Consider the following 19,315-nt stretch of genomic DNA (forward strand, 5'->3'; position numbering starts at 1 on the left):
GGCCGGCCCGCCGCCCACCGCCAGCGCCGCACCGCCCAGCGCCAGTGCCCCGGGGCGGCGGGCCGGCCCACCGCGCTCGGTGCCCGAGTGAATCTGGTCGGTTCGGCCGCTGTTCCCGGCCCGGTCCGGCAGGCTCGATGCCGACGGACGGGGGTGGCGGCAGTGCGGGTGAGACTCGATGTCACGGTGTCCTCCCGGGGCGTCGCGACCCGGGTCGGCATCGCGGCGCTGGCCGCGGTTCCGGCCGTTGCCGTCCGGATGTCCGGCGGTCATCTGCCGCCATTGGTCGGAATCGCGGTCTTCGGGGTGGCCGTGCTGTCGGCGGTGGCGCTGCTGATGTGGGCCTCGGAGGTGGCCCGGGTGGACCTGCCCGGCAGTCTCGCACTGGCGCTGCTCGCCCTGGTGGCGGTGCTACCGGAGTACGCGATCGACATCTACTTCGCGTTCGCCGCCGGTTCCGACCCGGAGTTCGCGGCGTTCGCACTGGCGAACATGACCGGCGCCAACCGTCTGCTGATCGGGGTGGCCTGGCCACTGCTGGTCTTCTTCGCCATCTGGGCCGTACGCCGACGGGGGCGGCCCGGCGACCGCAACGGCGTACGCCTGTCCCCGCACCGGCGGACCGAGACCGTGTACCTGTTGATGGCGACCGTGTATGCGCTGGTCATCCCGCTGACCGGTCGACTGGCCTGGTACGACACCGTGGTCCTGGGCGGCCTGTACGCGCTCTACCTGTCCCGGATCGGGCGGAGCGAGCACGCCGAGGAGGGGCTGGTGGGGGTGGCGGCCACCCTCGCCGACCAGCCCACCGCGCGACGCCGGTTTACCGCTGCGGCACTGTTCGGTACGGCCGCGGTGGTGATCCTGAGTGCGGCCGAGCCCTTTGGCAAGTCCCTCGTCGAGGCCGGATCGACGTTGGGGATCGACGAGTTCCTGCTCGTGCAGTGGTTGGCTCCGGTCGCCTCCGAGGCTCCGGAGGTGATCGTGGCGGTGGCCTTCGCCCTCCGGGGTCGGGCCGACGACGGGCTGGGGGCCCTGCTGGCGGCGAAGCTCAACCAGTGGACCCTGCTCGTCGCCTGCCTGCCGATCGCCTTCTTCCTCGGTGGCGGGGAGTTGACCGGGCTGCCGCTGGACGACCGGCAGACCGAGGAGTTGTACCTCACCACCGCGCAGACCCTGCTCGGCGTCGCGGTCCTGCTGGATCTACGCATCTCCCGGAGCGAGGCGGCGCTGCTGCTTCTGCTGTTCGCCGTGCAGTTCGCCATACCGACACAGATGGTCCGCTACGTGGTCGCCGTCGCGTACGCGATCCTGGCCGGCATCCTGTTGCTCCGTCATCGGCGGGAAGTGCCCGACCTGGTACGCGCCGCCTGGCCGACCGGTCGGGCCCGGCCCCGCACCTGAGCCACGGCGTACCGGTCGGGTCCCGGGTCGCCGGGCCCGTCGCCCCGACCCGGTCGCCCGGCTCTCCACGACCGCCGGAGCGAGCCCTTCGACCACGTGAACTCATTTGACTTCCGAATGCTCACTCGGGTTTGCTGTGCGCCGCCTTCAACATCAACGGGAGCGGCGCAGACGTGGGCAGACGAATTCGCGTGGCCGTACTGGCCGCGGTCATCATCGGGATCGCCGCCGGTTGCGGCGATTCCGCCGAGACACCGTCGGCCGGCGGTAAGGCCTCGGCGAGCCCGAGTGCGACGCCGGTGGCGCCGGGTCCTCCCTGGTACGACGACGTCGCGCCCGCGACGGCGGCCGCCAAGGTCGGTCCGGAGGGTTCGCCCTGCGAGCTGCCGATCACCTTCGATCTGCCCGCGAAGTGGAAAGCCAAGCCGGTCGTGTTCAACCCGGACTTCGCCGAACTGATCCAGGTGGGCGGATCCACCATGAGCTGTGAGATCGACGCGAGGCCGGCCGGCAACATCGGCTTCATGCGGGTCTGGGTCGTCGACCGGGGTGCGGTCATCGGCGCGCGCAAGGGCCTGGAGGAGTTCGTCGCCAAGTACGGCAAGCTCACGGACGTGCAGTACCGGAACACCAAGGCCGGTCCGCTGATCGCCACCGAGGTGACGTTCATGGAGGAGAGCAAACTGACCGGTGAGGCCAAGCGGGGTCGGGCGCTGGTGGTGGCGACCCGGTACGGCACGATGCTGCTGACGCTGAGCGGTTCCGATACCGAGGAGTTCGAGGCGGTGTTCCCGGCGTTCCAACTCGCGAAGCAGACGGTCTCGGTGACCAGGTAGCGCGGCGGACCGCGGCTTGGACCAGCGGACCGGAGGCGAGCGGCATTACTCGGTGCGGAAAGTGGCGTGCCCACGGTGGTCCGGTGTTCCGGCAGCTCGGCGATCTCGCCGCCGACCACACGACCTGGTGGTTTCGGGTGGGGACGGGTAATTTCAGTCACCTACCGTCTTCACTACCCGTTGAGGAATTCCGCCACGTGTCGAGTATCGAAAAGGTCACCGGTGAACTGCGTGCCCTGTCGGCGGGCGTCGAGCGGGCGCAGGGCCAGGCGGCCGCCACCGGCAAACAGGCGCAGGAGGTCGCTGCCCGCGCCGCAGGCGCCGGCTTCCTCGCCGTGGCGGCGGGCATGGCCCGGGTACGAGACGCGGTCAGCGGTATCCAGGGCCGCCTCGGCGAACTCGGTGAACTGATCGGAGGGGCGACGAAGAGAACCGCCGCCGTCCCCCAGGTGTCCTCACCCGACGAGACGATCAGCGGGCTGACACCCACGCAGAACACCCTCGACGACGTCCGTGCCGTGGCGACCCGGACCATCGAGCAGGTCACCGAGACGCAGCAACTCGTCACCGTCATCCTGCAGGGCGGCCAGCCCGGACCGATGCTGTCGGCGCTGGAGAGCATCAAACAGGTCCTCGTGCAGGTCACCCAACGCACCGGCAGCGCCCGGCAGTTCGTCGACGCGGCGATCGCCGAGGCGCGACAACTCGGCTCCTCGGGAAACTGACCCGGTTGAGCCGGTGTCCCTGGCTGCCGAGGACCAGACCGTCCGTCTCGGAACTACCTCCGGCTGTCGGAGACCCGGACGAGCAGGGCGTGACGATGCGCCCGGGAAGGCTACGAGTCCGACCGGGGCGGCCGGGCGACGACCGGAGGCGAGTCGTCCGGAAGCTGGAAACGCTTCCGCCAGCGGTAGTGGCGCCACACGGCGACTGTGACGGCCACGGCAACGAACAGCGCGACGGCGCCCTTCCAGGCGCGCTCGAACCACGATCGGTTGGTGCCGAACGCCGCCTCACCGGCCGCCATCAGCCACAAACCCACCCACGCCCACTGCCAGCCGCGTGGCCGGGAGAATTCGTCGGGCGGGCCGGAGAAGGCGACGGACGCGGCGACCGCGGCGCAGACGACGACCACCAGCGGTACCCCGATGCGCCAGGCGGCCTCCCACAGCGACACGAGCCGATCATGGCACCCTGCCAGACTGAATCACCAGAGCCGTTCGTCGCCGAACCTCCGCCCGGTGCGGTAGCAGCGAGCGGGCGCGTCTCCTCAGCGGGCCGGTTCGGGCAGCGGCTCGGGCGGTAGTTCCGTCAGTCGCTCGTCGCCCGCCAGCAGCGCCCCGAGTCGCGGATACCGGGCCGGCAACGCTGTCAGATCCCGTTCCTTCCGCAGAGCCCGGATCAGGCGGAGCGCATCTGTCGCCAGACCGAGCGCGCCGAGTTTCACGATCGTCCCGGTCTTCCCCTCCAGAATCGGGTCCATCGACGTCGTCCACTCCGGCAGCAGAACCCAGGACGCGTGCAGGCGGTCATCGAGTTGGACGACCGGCCTGGACCGGAGAAACTCCTCGCGGTCCGCGGAGACGTCGACGAACACCGGCATCGAATAGACCGGATCAACCTGGGCCGCCGCCAACAGGACCGGGTCCTGCACCAGCGTGGCGTCGACAAGCCGCGCGAACGACGACGTCCATACGACCATGTGCCCGTTCGTGGTGCCGTCGGGATGTACGACCGGCGGGTGCTTCGACACTCCCACCTCGGCAACCTCCGAGAACGTGTCGGTGGCCCGGTGGAGCGTGGCGCAGGCAGCCACCGGCTCGGCGTCGAAGCCGAGATGGCGCAACGCCCCACTGATCTGATAGCTCGTCGGAACGCAGGTCCCCACCGGCATGCCACTCTGTTTCTGGTGCAGCACGGCAAGGGCCGCGAGCAGTGGCACGACCTCCACCGGAGCCTCGACGAGCTGCCCGAACATCGGACTGAACTCGTACACCGGCATCAGCGCCGGCTCGTTCCGACGGAACCGGCGATCATCCGGACCAGGAGTGGGCGGGATCATCCGGCGGATCGGTTCCCGGCGCTGCCGCCGGCTGCTCCGCTTCCGATCGCCCACCCGAACCTCCCCAAGCGAGCACCAACAGCGCCGATCGATCGATGCTCGCACAGAAGCACCGGGACCGGACAGCCGCGTCGATGCGCACTTGGCGGTCAGCTCCGACTCCGATGCCCGGACATCCGGTCCGGCCACCTCCCGTTCACCTGCGCCCCGCTACGCGGCGTTCCGTTCGTCGAGCCGGTCCAGGGCCGCGTCGAGAGCGTCGAGTCCGATCTCCATCTCCTCGGCGGTGATCCGCAGCGGGGGCGCGATGGTGACCGTGTTCGGCGCGTAGCTGAACAGCAGGACGTCGCGGCGCAGACATTCGCCCAGCACCAGGCCGGTGGGCTGGAAGCCGGTCGTCGGGTCGAGACCGGGATTCCGCCACCGGTCGGCCTCGACCCAGCGCTGACCGGTCGCCGGATCCCGGATCAGCTCGACGCCCCAGACCAGGCCCCGGCCGCTGTAGCCGGCCGCACACCCGTGCCGCGCGACGATGTCCTTGAGCCGGCTCTCCACGACGCCGCCCAGGTCGGCGGCGCGAGACACCAGATCCTCCTCGATCATGATCTCCAGCGTCGCGACCACCGCCGCCAGCGCCAGCGGATGGCCGGCGAACGTGCTGCTGTGCCCCCACCAGCCCCGGCCGAAGAAGTCGGCGATCTCCGTACTCACCAGGCAGGCCCCGACCGGTACCGCGGAACTACTGAGACCCTTCGCGGCGGTCATGATGTCCGGATGCACGTCGTAATGCTGGAACGCCCACCAACGACCGGTCCGGCCGACGCCGGAGATCGCCTCGTCGTCGATCCAGAGCACACCCAGCCGCCGGGTCAGCTCGCGGATCTGGCCGACGTACTCGTCGGGCACCAGGAACGCGCCGGCACCGTGCCAGATCTCGGTGATGAACGCGGCCACCCGGTCGACGCCCGCGGACCGGATCACCCGTTCGGTCGCATTGACGCACGCCAACGTGCCGGTCGAATCCTTGCAGCTCGGATAGGTCTGGCCCAGTGGACAGGAGGAGCAGATCGGCGCAGGCGCCGAGGGGTACGGCGGGTGCGAGGTCGGCACGGGCCGGCTCGACCCGTCTTCGAGCGTGAGTCCGTTGCGCAGGGCGGTGATCCCGGTGACGGCGGCGGCACCGGCGGTCCACCCGTGGTACGCGAGGTCGCGCGTCACGATCAGCGGGCGGTTCTTGTACAGCTTGGCCACGATCATGGCCAGCTCGGTGGCCTCGGACCCGGACGAGACGAACCGCACCCCGCCCACCCAGGCCGACTCGTCCATCGTCTCCTCGACCAGTAGCCTCGCCGCCCGGTCCTTGTCCTGGTGCGGAAAGAAGTCCGCGACGTAGTCGAGCCGGTCGACGGCGCGGTGCAGCGCGGCGGTCAGCTTCGGATGACGGTGCCCGACGCCGATGCACATGTGCTGACCATGGAAGTCGAGCAGCCGGCGCCCGTCGGCGAGCTCGATCCAGGAGCCCTCGGCTCCGGTGGCCGTCACGTCGAGCCGGTGGGTCCGGGGCGAGGTGCCCATCAGGTACCGCCGACCCGGATCACGGCCGGTCACGTCGACCCCCCGGCCGGTCCAGCAGGTCCGGGCTCGAAATAACGACGCTCAGGAATGGCGGCATGCCGACTCCTTCCTCGGCACCCCAACGTATGGACCGAAGCGTGCCGGGGACGAGGCAACCGATGGGCAAAATCGAGCAGCGGACCGGCAAAATAGCGGCAACGCGGACGCTAACCGGCAGGCAGCGTCTCGGAGCGACTCAGCAGGGCGCGTACCGTCCGGGCCTCGGCCGCGCCGATGTCCCGCAACAGCGCCAGCGCCGCATGCCAGTGGGCCCGCCCGGCGACCACGTCGCCCGCGCCGGTCAGGGCCCGGCCGAGCACGACGAGCGCGCACCCCTCGCCGAGGCGGTACCCGGTCTCCCGCTGCACGGCGACCGCCAGTTCCGCGGCGGTGGCGGCCGGACCCGGTTCGCCAGCGTCGAGATGCAGTTCGGCGCGGAGGGACCGGGCGCTGCCCTCCAACACGCGGTACCCGCTACTGGCGGCGATGTCCAGCGCCGCGGTCACCGCGTCGAGGGCGGACGTGGGCTCGTCGAGCTGCCGCAGGGCGGCGCCCTCCCCGAGCAGTGCGACCGTCATGGCGTACCGGTACCCACTCCGACCGGCCAGGTCCCGCGCCTGGCGGTGATGGTCGACCGCCGGCCGGTGCCGGCCAAGGCGCTCCAGGATGGTGCCCAGGGTGTTGAGCGCGTCGACCCGGTACCGGTTGTGGCTGTCACCGCGCGTCATGTCCAACGCGTCCTCGGCCAGCCGCAGGGCGCCCGCATGGTCACCGGTGTCGCAGTGCAACGCGGCGAGGCCGCAGAGCGTCCATCCTTCGCTGTCCTGGTCGCCCAGCTGCCGATGTAGCGCCAGCGCCCCTTCGAAACACTCCCTGGCACGGTCGAACCGTCCCAGCGCATGGCAGGCCTGACCGAGGTTGGCGAGCGTGTTCGCCTCGATGCTCCGCGCGGAGACCAGCCGGGACGCCGCCAGGGCCTTCTCGGCCTCGTCGGCCGATGCCGCCAGCCGGCCGAGTTCCAGCCAGGCCACTCCGAGGTTGGACCGCGCGGTAGCCTCGATCGGGGCCCGACCGGTACGGCGGGCGTGCGTCAGCACGTCGGCGAAGTTCACGGCCGCCTCCGCCGCCTGCCCCAGCCGCAGGTACACGTTGCCGAGCGACCCGTGCGCGGCCATCGCGCCGTCCAGCCAACCGGCACGCCGGGCCAGCGTGATGGTCAGCGAGTATTCGCTCGCGGCGCGTTCCTGGTCGCCGAGCCGGGAGTACAGGGTCGCGAGGCTGAGGTGGGCAGCCGCCTGACCGGGCAGGTCGTCATCGGCGCGCGCGGCCGCGAGACCCGCGCCGGCGGTGCTCATCCAGTCCACCGTGTCCATCCGGAACATGAGATGACCGCGGATGCCGTCGGCGAGCCGCCAGGCCGCGGGGCGGGGCCCGTGCACGGCGGCGTGGGTGATCGCGGCCAGGAGGTTCGCGTGCTCCGCGTCCAGCCATCCGGAGGCCTGGCCGGGGTCGTCGAACCGGGGCACGTCGCTGGCGGCGGGCCCGCCGGGCAGCGGGGCCAGCCGCATGAGCTGGGGATGCAGGACGTTGGCGGCGCTGTCGACCATCTCCAGGTAGTAGTCGTAGAACCGCGTGACGACCGCCTGCCGGGCGGGTTCCTCCTCCTCGGCGTGCGCCCGCTCGCGGGCGTAGAGACACAGCAGATCGTGGTAGCCGAACCGGCGGGGCCCGCGCTGTTCGAGCAGGTGAACGCGGGCCAGCAGGCCAAGCGTGACCGCCGCCTCGGCGGAGGTCACGTCGCCGATCGCCGCGGCCGACTCGATGTTGACGTCCGGGCACGGCATCAGGCCGAGCCGCCGGAACAGTTGGCGGGCGGACTCCGGAAGCGCGAAGTACGACTGGTCGATCGCCGCCCGTACCGCGGACTGCACTTCGCCGTGCACCGCCAGTTCGGACAGCCGGTCTGGCCGCAGCGTCGCCGCGTACCCGGCAACGGTCTGGTACGGCTGTCCGTGCAGGTTGGCGGCGGCGATCCGCAACGCCATCGGCAGGAACGCGCACAGCCGGGCCAGTTCAGCGGTGGCCTCCGGCTCCGCCGAGACCCGTGCGTCGCCGAGGATCCGTCCGAGCAGGGCGCGGGCCTCGTCGGGCTGGAGCAGGCCCATGGTGAGCCGGGTGGCGCCCTCCCTGGCGATCAGACCGCTCAGGTGATCGCGGCTGGTCACCAGGACGAGGTTGTTCGCGCCACCCGGCAGCAGGGGGCGTACCTGATCGGGGTCGCAACCGTTGTCCAGCAGCACCAGGACGCGGCGGTCGGCCAGCATCGACCGGTACATGGCCGCGGCGGTCTCAATATCGGTCGGTACCTCCTCCGGCCGCACGCCCAGGGCCCGGAGAAACTGGGACAGCGCGTCGAGCGGGCGAACCGGCCCCGTGCCCGGCGCGAAGCCACGAAGGTCGACGAACAACTGGCCGTCCGGGAAGCGGTGGCGTACCCGGTGTGCCCAGCGCACCGCCAGCGCGGTCTTCCCGACCCCGGCCGTGCCGGCGACCGTCAGGAGCGTCACCGGGTTGGCCGGGGCGGTATCGACGCCATCCTGGCCGGGAAGAGTGGCGGTGCTCGCTTCCAGCAGTGCATCGAGCCGGCGCAACTCGTCGCTCCGCCCCACGAACCCGGCAGTGTCGACCGGCAGTTGCGCCGGCACGACGGCGACCGCCGAGGAAGCCGCCGCTCGGGACGCCACCGGCGCCGGGGCCGCCCTGGACTCCTCGTGCTCGTCGGCCCCGAGCGCCGCGACCACCAGCCGCCGGGTCTCCAGCCGGGGCGTACCGGATCGGCCGGCCTCGAGATTACGGACGGTTCGGATGCTCACCCGGGCGCGGGCCGCCAGTTGCTCCTGACTGAGCATCAGTTCGGTCCGGCGTGCCTTCACCCACCGGCCGAACTCGGCTGCGGCGACCTGCCGCTCGTCCTGGTCCAATCCGCCACCTCCGCCTTGACGACCGGCCGATACGCAGATCCGCGACCCGATCCCCCCGGTAACCCGTTCGAAGCGATGCCGTCACCGATGTCGTGCGGGTGCCCCGTACGGATCGCCGATCCCCCGTACCTGGGCGGGACGGTCTCGTCGCGCGGTCCGCGGTCGCGGTCGGTGACCGTGGTGTTGGTCATGATGCGCCTTCGGCGCACCAGCCGCTGCCCGGCCGCGTTGGGTGCGGCGACCCGGCCACCACGGCGGTCGTCGGCGGACCGGCCCTGTCGGCAGGCCCGGCTCGGCGACCTGGGAATCCGCGACGGTTTCGGCGCTGTGCACCGTGGAGCGTCACCGCTTCGGCCACCCCAGGTCCGACCACCTTGGACCCGGATCCGTCCTTACGGTGGATACGGCAGTCTCATCCAGTGCCGGCCACAGGCCGGCGATTGGTGGGTGGATGACCCGTCATCCGCAGATCAGGTCGTCGAGCAGTGCCAACTGCCGCTGCGTGACCGCCCATGCCCGGTCCGGGTCGGCCAGCTCGGTGGCCAGGTACAGGACCGTCGAGCGGTGCCCATCCGGGGTGGCCGCGGCGAGCGTGCTCATTCCGGGCATGGAGCCGACGTGCGCCCAGGAGCCGCCGCACCGGTTGGGTATCCACATGATGCCCAGCCCGTAGCGGATGCCGGGTCGGATCTCCTGAAACCCGTCGGCCAGCACGGTCTGCTGCAGGTCGGCCAGCTGTCCGGGCCGCAACAGCCGGCCGCGCGCCACCGCCTGCCAGAAGCGGGCCAGATCGGTGGTGGTGCTGACCAGGCCGCCGGCCGAGGCCGTCACGGTCGGATTGAAGACGGTCGTGTCGACCAGCGGCCCGCCCGGCGCGAACTGCCGGTATCCCTGCGCGTGGGGCTGGGGGAGGGTCGGCTGGTCGCCCGGGTAGAACGTATGGGACAGGCGCAGCGGCACCAGGATCCGGGAGCGTACCTCGGTGTGCCACAGGTGTCCGGTGACCCGTTTGACGAGCATCCCGGCCACCAGGTAGTTGGTGTTCGAGTAGCTCCAGTGCGTGCCGGCGGCGAACAGTGGCGGGTGGCGCATCGCCATCGCCACCAGTTGGGCCTCGCTGTAGTGGTCGAGGCGGTGCGCCAGGAACTCGTCGGCCGACCGCAGCGCGGCAAGGTCGTTGGTGGCGTCGTAGAGGCCGCTGGTGTGCCGCAGGACCTGGCGTACGGTCACGCGCCGGCCGTCGTTGCCGTTGCCGTCGACGACACCGGGCAGCCAGCGTTCGATCGGGTCGTCGAGTCCGATCCGACCCTCGCCGACGAGTTGGAGCAGCACCACCGACACGAACGTCTTCGTGGTGCTGCCGATCCGGAAGTACCCGTCGACCGGCATCGGCGCGCCGGTGTCCAGGTCGGCCACGCCGCTGCGGGCCACGGTCATCCGGTGCCCGTCTCGGACCAGGCCCTCCGTCCCGGATACGCCGAGGTCGCGCAGGTCGTCGAGGCCGTGCTGGAGCATCGTGTCCGTGGACCGGTGACTGGCGGTCGGCGGTGCGGCCGATCCGGCCCCACCGCCGACCGCCGTGGCGAGCACCGTGCCGGCCGTCACGGCCGCCAAGACCCTCCGCCACCTCGGCGTCCCCCGTACTGCGGAACGTGCGCTCATATCGGGCTCCTGTCGTTATCTGTGGTTACGCAAGAGCACGCTAGGCACGCGGCGGCCCGGCCGGCAGCCGGCTGACGGCCGTCTTCTGCTGGGGGATTTCCCCGGGCAGGGCAGGTCGATCAGGCCCTGACACGGCAGACACGCTGGCAGCTACAGGGCGGCAGTGGTCTTTCCCAGGATGCTGGCGAGGGCGTCGTAGTCGACGTCCTGCCCTTCCTTGATGTCGACAGTCTTGCGTTCACCGTTGCCCATTGCCCGGAGGAATCCCTTGACCTCAGGAATGTCCGTCGCGTTGAAGACCATGAACGAAACCTTGGACTTGGCTACCGCGATGACGGCCGCGTAGTGGCCGTTCTTGAGGTAATGCGGCTTGCCGTACTGAAGCCGTTCCTCGACACCTGGAATGCTCTGGTCGATCATCGTACGTAGCTTTTCGCATACGTCGATCTGCCACGGCTGCGTCTTGTTGATGTACTGGGTGACATCGTCGCTCACGGCCTTCTCCTTCATCACTTTTCGCTGGAAAGCATGGGTCTACGGAACGTGTCGTAGCCGAGGGTCGAGCGCCGCCTCGCTCCTACCCTTCGCCGCCGGGGGCCTCGGGCTCCTGCCCCCACCCGACGAGCCTGTCCTCGGTGGGGGCGTAGGTCAGCACGACCACGCCCGAGTCGAACGCCTGCGCGCCGACCAGCCGGAGGACCGACGGCTCTTCCGACTCCTCGAAGAGGCGCACGCCACCGCCCATCACGACGGGGTAGGTGACCAGGCGCAGTTCGTCGACGAGTTCGTTGCGCAGCAGCCACCTGACCAGTGCGACGCTGCCGTAGATCAGGATGTCGCCGTTCACCTCGGCCTTCAGCTTGGCGATCGTCTCGGCGACGTTCTCGCTGATGACGGTGGTGTTGTTCCACTCGCCCCGGTCCAGCGTCGTCGAGACGACGTACTTCGCCATGCTGTTCATCTTGTCGGCGAAGCCCGCCTCGTCGGTCATGTTCGGCCAGGACGCGGCGAACCCCTCGTAGGTGACCCGGCCGAGCAGCAGCGCGTCGGCGGCCTCCAACTGCGCCAGCCCGGTCCGCATGAAGTCCTCGCTGACGAACTGGAAGGTGAACCGCTGCGGGTCGTCGACGACCCCGTCGGCGGTGGTGAAGATGGACAGTACGACGCGTCCCATGATGTCTCCCAGGTGGTTTCGGTGAACTCGGGTAGAGCCTGCCGCGCGGGGGACGGGACGGGCATCGGCGGCGACCACGCATTCCACCACTCATGTGACTACGCATCCCCGATCCACCGTCGGGCATGATGGCGCGATGGAGGTCACGCATCCCGCCGGAGCGTCGAAGCGGGAGATCGAGGTGCTGGTGATGCTCGGCTCGCGCCTGTCCAACGCCGACATCGCCGGCCGGCTGCACATCTCCGTGCGGACCGTGGAGAACCACGTCTCGTCGCTGCTGCGCAAGTACGGCGTCGCCGACCGGAGGGCGCTCGGCGAACTCGCCGTACAGGTGCAGGCGGGGGCGCCGGTACCCGGGCGGCTGGCCGGCCTGCCGTCGGCGCTCACCACTTTCGTCGGCAGGAGCGCGGAGCGCGAGCACCTGATGGAGACGCTGCGCGGCGCCCGGCTGGTGACCGTGGTGGGACCGGGCGGGGTGGGCAAGACGCGGCTGGCGGGCCAGATCGCCGAGGCGGCCGGGCCTCTATTCCCCTCCGGCGGCGCGTTCGTCGATCTCGTTCCGGCTCGCGGCGGGTACGTCGCACAGGCGGTGGCCGCCACGCTCGGTGTCAGCGAGCGTCCCCAGCAGTCGCTCGAGGATGCCGTGATCGAGCGGCTCGGGGAGGGTCGATCGCTGCTGGTGCTGGACAACTGCGAGCACGTGATCGACGTGGTGGCACCGTTCGCCGAGCGGGTGCTGTCCGGCTGTCCGGGTACGCGCATCCTGGCCACCAGCAGGGAACGTCTCGGCGTGCCCGGCGAGCGTGCCGTACCGCTCGGCCCGCTGCCGCTGGAATCCGACGCCGAGCGGCTCTTCATCGACCGCGCCACCGCCTCGGACCCCGGATTCGCGGCAGACCCCACCGTGGTCGCGAAGCTGTGCGCGCGGCTGGACGGCATGCCGCTGGCGATCGAGTTGGCCGCGGCCCGCAGTGCCACCCTGGGCGAGAACGGTTTGCTGGCCGCGCTCGACGACCACCTGCGGCTGGTGGCCGGCGGCAGGGGCGCCGACGAGCGACACCGCTCGCTGCGCGCGGTCATCGGCTGGAGCCACGACCTGCTCGACGACGAGGAACAGGCGCTGTTCCGGCGGCTCGGCGCCTTCGCCGGGGCGTTCGACCTGGACGCCGTCGCCGCGGTGAGCTCCGCCGGAAGCCCTCGCGGCACGGTCGCGGACGTGCTCGGCAGGCTGGCCGACAAGAGCCTGGTCACCGTGCACCGCCGGGGCGGCGCGGCCCGGTGGCGGCTGCTGCAGACGGTGCGCGCGTTCGCCACCGAACAGCTGGACGCCTCGGACGAGCGGCCGGAGATCCAGGACCGGCACCTGCGCTGGGCGGCCGCCGTCGCCACCGAGCTGGAGACGAGGCTGGACGGCGACGAGTGGTACGAGGAGTTCGACGGCGTCGCCGACGATCTCAGAGCCGCCCTCGCCGCCGCCCCCGAAGGCCCGGGTGAGCTGCCGCACCGGCTGGCCCGGGCACTGGCCCACCTCGCCTACGCACGGCGGTTCCTGATGGAATCGCTGGGCCACTACCGGACCGCCGCCGAGCGGGCCCCCGCTCCGGGGGATGCCGGGGCGGACCTGTACGCGGCGTCCGCCGTTTCGCATGCGGTCGGCGACGACGGCCAGCGCCCCTTCGACCTGCTGCTCGCCGCCGCACAGCGGGCCCGGATGGCCGGGGATCGCGGGGCCACGGCCATCGCGCTGGCGCAGGCGGTCACCACCGCCCGGCGGCACCCGGCAGGTTTCGCCGCCGAGGTTCCGTACGAGCGCCTGCGTGACCTCCTCGACGAGGCGGCGTCGGCAGCCGGAGGGTCGAGCGACGCCGTGGTGGCGGCCCGCCTGGCCGAGGCGGCGGCCTGGGCCGCGACCTCCGACAGGTACGAGGCCGACCCCGCGCTCGCCGAGGCCGCCGCGGCAGCCGCCCGGGCCACCGGCGATCCGGTGCTGATCAGCGCGGCTCTGGACGCGGTGGCCACCGCCGACATCGTGGCGGGGCGGGGCGCGGACGTTCGCCGGATCATGGACGAGCGGATGACCCTGCTGCCCGCGATGTCCCGGCACGACCCGAACGCCGCTCCGGAGATCGTCGACACGTACCGGATGGCCCACCTGGCCGCCCTCGGCGTCGGTGACCTGCCGGCCGCCCTGTCGATCGGCCAGCGGACCATTGACGACGACCTCGCCGGCAGCTCCTACTACTCGGCTGCCCTCCTGATCACGCCGCTGGTGCTCAGCGGGCGCTTCGACGAGGCGCTGCGGATGGCGGGTACCGCGTGGGAGGGTTGGCGGCGGGCCGGCCGTCCGCGCACCGGCACGATGTCGCCGCCGATGGCCGCGGTCGCCCTCGTCCACGGACTGCGCGGCGACGACGAGGGGTACGCGCTGTGGCGTTCCCGTGCGGTCGAGGTCATCGGGGAGCTGCCCCCGCACTCCACGTTCGTGACGATGGTGGACGCGCGGCTCGCCGTACACGCCGGGCGGGTCGAGGACGCCGCCGCGCTTGTCCGCCTGACGTTCAATGGCATCCGCAGCTGGTCTCCGCCCTACTCGCAGGCGGTGGGCGCCGAGCTGGCCGTCGTCGCCGGACTTCCCGACGCACCGGACCTGCTGTCGGCCGCCGAACGGCACGAGAGCGCGTGGGCAACCGCCGGCACCGCCCGCGCCCGAGGTCGCCTCTACGGCGACACCGCCGCCCTCACCGCCTCGGTGGCCGGATGGGAGCGCATCGGCGCCCGGTTCGAGCGAGCCTGCACGCTCCTGCTGTTACCCGACCGCGCCGCCGAGGGCCGGCGGGACCTCGCCGCCCTCGGTGTCGGGGTGCCGGCTCATTGAGTCGTCGCCCGGTACGGCGAACGTGCGGCCCAGGTCGTCGAAGGTACCGGAGGCGACCATCAGCGCGTCGTGGATCCCGCCCATCGGCGCGCCCTCAGCCGGCGTGGCGCCGTAGGAACGCGTCCACCCGGTGTTGCTGGTTGCGTGACGCCCGGCCCACCGCCAGGACATCATCGTCGATCACCATCCGGACGGCGGGCACAGGCCGGTTGGCCAGCCATTCCTGCACCAGCCCGATGACGGCAGGTAGCGCCGTCGGCGCCAGGATGACCAGCAGCGAGCCCATGGCGAACGCGTCCACAGGCCTCACAGCGGCCGGTACGTCACCCTGACGCACCGACTCGACACCGTGGACGGCGTGCCCGAGCAACCGGTCACCCAGCGCCATGGCCTCCTCGGCAAGTTCGACCACGTCGGACGTTTCACCCGGCGCGAGAAACATCGAGAGTTCCATCCACGTCGCCTCCTCCCCAGACGCGCTGGCCACCCTAGCCGGAGTTCCGGTGTCAGCTACGCCGCGGCCGGGACACACGGGCTGGCTGATCCGTACGGGATCACGGCCGGGTTGCGGTGACCACGAACAGCAGCGGTCGCTGCCGGCCGGTGGTGACGTCGTGGAATCCGGCGGCCTCGACGGCGGCGAGGACCTCGTCGCTGCCGTCGTACCGCATGGCGGGGCCGGCCACCGCGCCGAGCAGGTGCCGGGCCGGCCATGCGCGCGGCGGCCGGAAGTCCGCGACCAGCAGCCGTCCGCCGGGGCGCAGCACGCGGTGCATCTCCCGGACGGCGTCGGCGCGCAGCTCGGGCGGGATGTGGTGGAAGGCCAGGCAGGACACGACCCGGTCGGCGGTGCCGTCGTCGACCGGCAGGCGTTCGCCGCCGGCCTCGGTGAACGTGCACGTCGGCGGGGCGTGGCGGCGGGCCAGGGCGAGCATCTGCGGGGACGGGTCGACTCCGGTGACCGTACCCGTGTGCGTGACGGCGACGGCCGCCCGGCGGGTCAGGTAGCCGGTGCCGCAGCCCACGTCGACGACCCGGTCGCCGGGCTGGGCGCCGGACGCGTGGACCAGGGCGTCGTAGGTGTGGCGGCGGAACCCGCCGAAGGCCAGCATCGACACGATTTCGTAGCCACGGGCGTGGTGGAGGACGCCACCGTGTGCGTGGTGGAGGACGCCACCGTGGGCGCGGTGGCGGTCGGAGGAGTGCGGCATCAGGGGCTTCCTTCGGTCTGCGGTGTCCGGTCAGGTGATGTCGCGGCGGACGGTGGTGGCGACGCCGGCGACGACGAAAGCCACGGCGTAGCCGGCGAGGGCGAGCCCGGCCTGCCACTGCGGCGGGCCGTCGGTCGCGGTGGGCAGCCGGTTCAACGCCGAACCGAGGGCGAACGGCAGCCAATGCTGCGCGTCGCCGACGAGCCGCGCCACCAGCCCTTCGACCAGGGCCAGCCACGCCAGGGAGGCGGCGATCGCACCGATCTGGTTGGTGATGAGCGCACCGACGCCGACACCGATCGCCGCGAACGCCGCGTTCCAGGCCACCCCGCCGGCCACCGTCAGCCACAGGTCGGTCGATCCGACGTCCAGCGACGAGCCGCGCCCGGTCAGCCAGATCGCCGCGGCAGCGACGGCGACGAGCGCGGTGACGGCGCCGAAGAGCAGCCCCGCCACGGTGTGCACGACGAGCTTGGCCACGACTACCGGGGTACGCCGGGGCACGGTGAGGTAGGTGTCGGTGATCGTGCGGTGCCGGTACTCGCCGGCCATCGCCATGATGCCCAGCACCAGCGTGAACAGCGAGATCAGGCCGACGTGCGCGATCGCGGCCTGCTGCACCTCGGGTGAGCCGACGTCGTCGCGCGAGCGCATCACCCCGCTGACCCCGACCACGATGAGCAGTTGCGCGACGGCCAGCAGCAGCCACACGCCGCGCGTGGTGCGCAGCCGCAGCAGTTCGGCACCGAGGAGCGCGGTCACGGCCGGCTCCCTTCGAGCCGAGGCTCGGACGTCAGGCGCAGGAACGCGGTCTCCAGTCCGCCCGTTCCGGGGCCGGCCAACTCGTCCAGGGTTCCGGCGAACCGGACAGTCCCGGCGTGCAGCACGACTACCCGGTCCACGGTCTGCGCCACCTCGGCCAGCACGTGACTGGAGACGATCACCGTCCGGCCCTGGTCGGCCAGGTCCCGCAGCAGCCCTCGCAACCACGCCATCCCGGCCGGGTCCAGCCCATTGGCCGGTTCGTCGAGGATCAGGACCTGCGGGTCGCCGAGCAGCGCCGCGGCCAGCCCCAGCCGCTGGCGCATGCCGAGCGAGTAGCCGCCGACTCGGCGGTGTGCGTCGGCGGCCAGACCGACGTCGTCGAGGACCTGGCCGACCCGTGCGACCGGGAGCGCGGCGAGCCGTGCTGCGATCGTCAGGTGGTCCCGGGCGGTGCGGCCGGGGTGGAACCCGGTGGCCTCGAGCAGCGCGCCGACCACCCGCCGGGGATGCCGCAGGTCGGCATAGCGGACGCCGTCGATCAGCGCTTCGCCGGCGGTCGGGCGCACCAGTCCCAGCAGGATGCGTAGGACCGTGGTCTTGCCGGCGCCGTTCGGCCCCAGGAACCCGGTCACGCCGGGCGAGGCGGTGAAGCCGGCGTCGCGTACCGCGGTCACCGGGCCGAACCGTTTCGTCAGGCCGGTGATGGACACGTCGGTCATCGTCCCCGCTCTCGTTCGGATTGAGGACCTCACTCTCGCCTGCGCCGGCCCGGGGTGTCGTCGCCCCGCGGCGGCATCCTCGGCGTACCGCGTCCGCGGTATCCGCAGAATTCGCCGCAGGGACGACGCGGTCGCCCGGCCACGGCTCGTACGGTGGTCGACGTGCACGTCATCGGCCACCTGCGGTACGCCGTCCGGGAGTACCGGCATGTCGCGGACCTCACGATCGGGCTGGTGATCCTCGCCGTAACCCTGGTCACCACGAGCGTTCCCGGCCCACTTCCCGACGGTGTCTCCCTGCTGGCGGCCGTGCTCGCCTGCGGTGCGCTGGTGCTGCGGCGCCGGTGGCCGTACGCCGTCCTCGTGGTCGCGACGATCACCGCCGAGGTGTACCTCGCCCACAACCACGGTCTCGGTGGCACCCTGCTGTTGGCCGCGCCGCTGTTCGCCCTCTACACCGTCGCCGAGCATTCCGACCGGCGCCGCGCACTGCTGGTCAGCGGCCTGGTCGTCGTCGCGGTCGGCGTCGCGCACACCTTCGGCGGACCGTCGCGCCGGCTCGGTCCGGAGAACCTGGCGTTGGCCGCGCTCGGCGCGGTCGCCGTCGCCGCCGGCACGGCCGCCCGGCACCGTCGGGCATACCTCGCCGAGGTGCTCCGCCGGGCGGAGGACGCCGAGCGCGACCGGGACGCCGAGACCCGTCGCCGCCTCACTGAGGAGCGCCTTCGGATCGCCCGCGACCTGCACGACAGCGTCGGGCACCACCTCGCCCTGATCAACGTCCAGGCGGGCGTCACCGGCCACCTCCTGACCGGCGAGTCCGTCCAGGTCCGTGACACGCTCGCCCAGATCCGGCGGAGCAGTCGCGCCGCCCTGGACGAGCTCCGCGACTCCGTCGGTCTGCTCCGGCAGCCCGATGACGAGACCGCGCCCCGGGAACCGGCCGTCGGCCTCGCCGCCCTCGGCGATCTGCTGGCGGCCTACCGCCGCAACGGCCTGCGCCTCACCGCCCACGTCGACAGACCACCCGCGGCGCTCGCCTGGGCCGCCGACCACACCGCGTACCGTGTCGTCCAGGAGGCACTCACCAACGTGTGCAAGCACGCCGGGCCGGTCGACGTCGCCCTGACCGTGCGCCACGAGACGGACGCCGTCACCGTCACCGTCGACAACGACGGGCCATCCGTCGAACCGGTTACCGTCGAGCCGGCGCACGGCATCGTCGGCATGCGCGAACGCGTCACCGCCGTCGGCGGCTCCCTGCGCGCCGGGCCACGCCCGAACGGCGGATGGCGGGTCACCGCCGTCATCCCGGTGGCACCATGACCGGCACCGGGCCGATCCGCGTGCTCGTCGCCGACGACCAGCCGCTGCTGCGGGCCAGCTTTGCCAGCCTCATCGACTCCGCACCCGACCTGCACGTCGTCGGCGAGGCGGCCAACGGGCACGACGCCGTCGACAACGCTCGCCGCACCGGCGCCGACGTCGTCCTGATGGACATCCGCATGCCCGGCCTCGACGGTCTCGCCGCCACCCGCCGCATCACCACCGACGCCGACCTCGCGCACGTGCGGATCCTCATCCTCACCACGTTCGAGATCGACGAGTACGTCTTCGAAGCGCTGCGCAGCGGCGCCAGCGGCTTCCTCGGCAAGAGCGTCGAACCCGCCGCGCTGCTCGACGCGATCCGGGTCGTGCACGGCGGCGACGCCCTGCTCACCCCCGCCGCCACCCGCAGCCTCATCAGCCGCTACCTGGCCCGCCCCGACCACGGACTCGACGCGACACCGGCCCGGCTCGGCTGCCTGACCGACCGGGAGCGCGACATCCTCGCACTTGTAGCCGCCGGGCTGTCCAATGACGACATCGCCGGGCACCTCACGCTCAGCCCGCACACCGTCAAGACCCACATCAACCGCACCATGACGAAACTGGGCGCACATGACCGCGCCCAGCTGGTCGTCATCGCGTACGAGACCGGCCTGGTCCGCCCGCCGGCCCCCTGACGAGCG

General features: G+C 71.8%; 17 protein-coding genes. 6 read left to right on the plus strand and 11 right to left on the minus strand.

The genetic code is table 11. The features are described 5' to 3' along the window. Positions 1-168 precede the first annotated feature (168 nt). From I0C86_RS22275 to I0C86_RS22285, 3 genes are all read left to right on the plus strand, one after another. Positions 169-1,404 (plus strand): sodium:proton exchanger, encoded by a 1,236-nt coding sequence (locus I0C86_RS22275; RefSeq protein ID WP_323373785.1) that lies wholly within the window; start codon positions 169-171, stop codon positions 1,402-1,404. A 173-nt stretch (positions 1,405-1,577) separates the two neighbouring features. Beyond that, positions 1,578-2,240: a lipoprotein gene (locus tag I0C86_RS22280; RefSeq protein ID WP_196203210.1), complete on the plus strand. Its 663-nt coding sequence runs from the start codon at positions 1,578-1,580 to the stop codon at positions 2,238-2,240. A 197-nt stretch (positions 2,241-2,437) separates the two neighbouring features. Continuing rightward, positions 2,438-2,965 carry a DUF6244 family protein gene (locus I0C86_RS22285; RefSeq protein ID WP_196203211.1) on the plus strand — a complete coding sequence of 176 codons (528 nt, stop codon included), beginning with the start codon at positions 2,438-2,440 and terminating at the stop codon, positions 2,963-2,965. A 110-nt stretch (positions 2,966-3,075) separates the two neighbouring features. Here the strand turns inward: I0C86_RS22285 and I0C86_RS22290 are convergent, their stop codons facing one another. The 7 genes from I0C86_RS22290 to I0C86_RS22320 form a co-directional block, all read right to left on the minus strand. Continuing rightward, on the minus strand, positions 3,076-3,417 hold the full coding sequence (locus I0C86_RS22290; RefSeq protein ID WP_196203212.1) for a hypothetical protein: 342 nt from the start codon (positions 3,415-3,417) through the stop codon (positions 3,076-3,078). Between the two features lie 93 nt (positions 3,418-3,510). Then, positions 3,511-4,356 carry a hypothetical protein gene (locus I0C86_RS22295; protein ID WP_196203213.1) on the minus strand — a complete coding sequence of 282 codons (846 nt, stop codon included), beginning with the start codon at positions 4,354-4,356 and terminating at the stop codon, positions 3,511-3,513. 156 nt (positions 4,357-4,512) lie between these two features. Next, positions 4,513-5,910, minus strand: coding sequence for a class-III pyridoxal-phosphate-dependent aminotransferase (locus I0C86_RS22300; protein ID WP_196203214.1), 1,398 nt, complete (start codon positions 5,908-5,910; stop codon positions 4,513-4,515). A gap of 173 nt (positions 5,911-6,083) precedes the next feature. Next, a complete protein-coding gene (locus I0C86_RS22305; protein WP_196203215.1) occupies positions 6,084-8,897 on the minus strand; it encodes an ATP-binding protein in 2,814 nt (937 codons plus the stop codon). Between the two features lie 459 nt (positions 8,898-9,356). Beyond that, on the minus strand, positions 9,357-10,502 hold the full coding sequence (locus tag I0C86_RS22310; RefSeq protein ID WP_323373787.1) for a serine hydrolase domain-containing protein: 1,146 nt from the start codon (positions 10,500-10,502) through the stop codon (positions 9,357-9,359). Positions 10,503-10,709: 207 nt separating this feature from the next. Next, complete coding sequence (locus tag I0C86_RS22315; protein WP_196203217.1) at positions 10,710-11,054, minus strand: DUF1801 domain-containing protein; 345 nt, start codon at positions 11,052-11,054, stop codon at positions 10,710-10,712. A gap of 82 nt (positions 11,055-11,136) precedes the next feature. Beyond that, complete coding sequence (locus I0C86_RS22320) at positions 11,137-11,733, minus strand: dihydrofolate reductase family protein (RefSeq protein ID WP_196203218.1); 597 nt, start codon at positions 11,731-11,733, stop codon at positions 11,137-11,139. Positions 11,734-11,869: 136 nt separating this feature from the next. On the opposite strand from I0C86_RS22320, the gene I0C86_RS22325 reads away from it, so the two are divergent. Then, a complete protein-coding gene (locus tag I0C86_RS22325; protein ID WP_196203219.1) occupies positions 11,870-14,608 on the plus strand; it encodes an ATP-binding protein in 2,739 nt (912 codons plus the stop codon). 94 nt (positions 14,609-14,702) lie between these two features. On the opposite strand, the gene I0C86_RS22330 is transcribed toward I0C86_RS22325, so the two are convergent. The 4 genes from I0C86_RS22330 to I0C86_RS22345 all read right to left on the minus strand — a co-directional run bounded on the left by I0C86_RS22330 (position 14,703) and on the right by I0C86_RS22345 (position 17,303). Further along, positions 14,703-15,062 carry a hypothetical protein gene (locus I0C86_RS22330; RefSeq protein WP_196203220.1) on the minus strand — a complete coding sequence of 120 codons (360 nt, stop codon included), beginning with the start codon at positions 15,060-15,062 and terminating at the stop codon, positions 14,703-14,705. A gap of 100 nt (positions 15,063-15,162) precedes the next feature. Next, complete coding sequence (locus tag I0C86_RS22335) at positions 15,163-15,819, minus strand: class I SAM-dependent methyltransferase (protein ID WP_196203221.1); 657 nt, start codon at positions 15,817-15,819, stop codon at positions 15,163-15,165. Between the two features lie 30 nt (positions 15,820-15,849). Then, on the minus strand, positions 15,850-16,581 hold the full coding sequence (locus I0C86_RS22340; protein ID WP_196203222.1) for an ABC transporter permease: 732 nt from the start codon (positions 16,579-16,581) through the stop codon (positions 15,850-15,852). Next, positions 16,578-17,303, minus strand: coding sequence for an ABC transporter ATP-binding protein (locus tag I0C86_RS22345; protein ID WP_196203223.1), 726 nt, complete (start codon positions 17,301-17,303; stop codon positions 16,578-16,580). Before I0C86_RS22345 ends, I0C86_RS22340 begins: the two co-directional genes overlap by 4 nt. Before the next feature lie 162 nt (positions 17,304-17,465). Here I0C86_RS22345 and I0C86_RS45120 point away from each other — a divergent pair, with 162 nt between their 5' ends. Together I0C86_RS45120 and I0C86_RS22355 are read left to right on the plus strand one after the other, a co-directional pair. Continuing rightward, complete coding sequence (locus I0C86_RS45120) at positions 17,466-18,629, plus strand: sensor histidine kinase (protein WP_196203224.1); 1,164 nt, start codon at positions 17,466-17,468, stop codon at positions 18,627-18,629. Then, positions 18,626-19,309 carry a response regulator transcription factor gene (locus I0C86_RS22355; RefSeq protein WP_196203225.1) on the plus strand — a complete coding sequence of 228 codons (684 nt, stop codon included), beginning with the start codon at positions 18,626-18,628 and terminating at the stop codon, positions 19,307-19,309. Before I0C86_RS45120 ends, I0C86_RS22355 begins: the two co-directional genes overlap by 4 nt. The last annotated feature ends 6 nt before the right edge of the window (positions 19,310-19,315 follow it).

Source organism: Plantactinospora alkalitolerans (assembly GCF_015690345.1).
Taxonomy (GTDB): domain Bacteria; phylum Actinomycetota; class Actinomycetes; order Mycobacteriales; family Micromonosporaceae; genus Plantactinospora; species Plantactinospora alkalitolerans.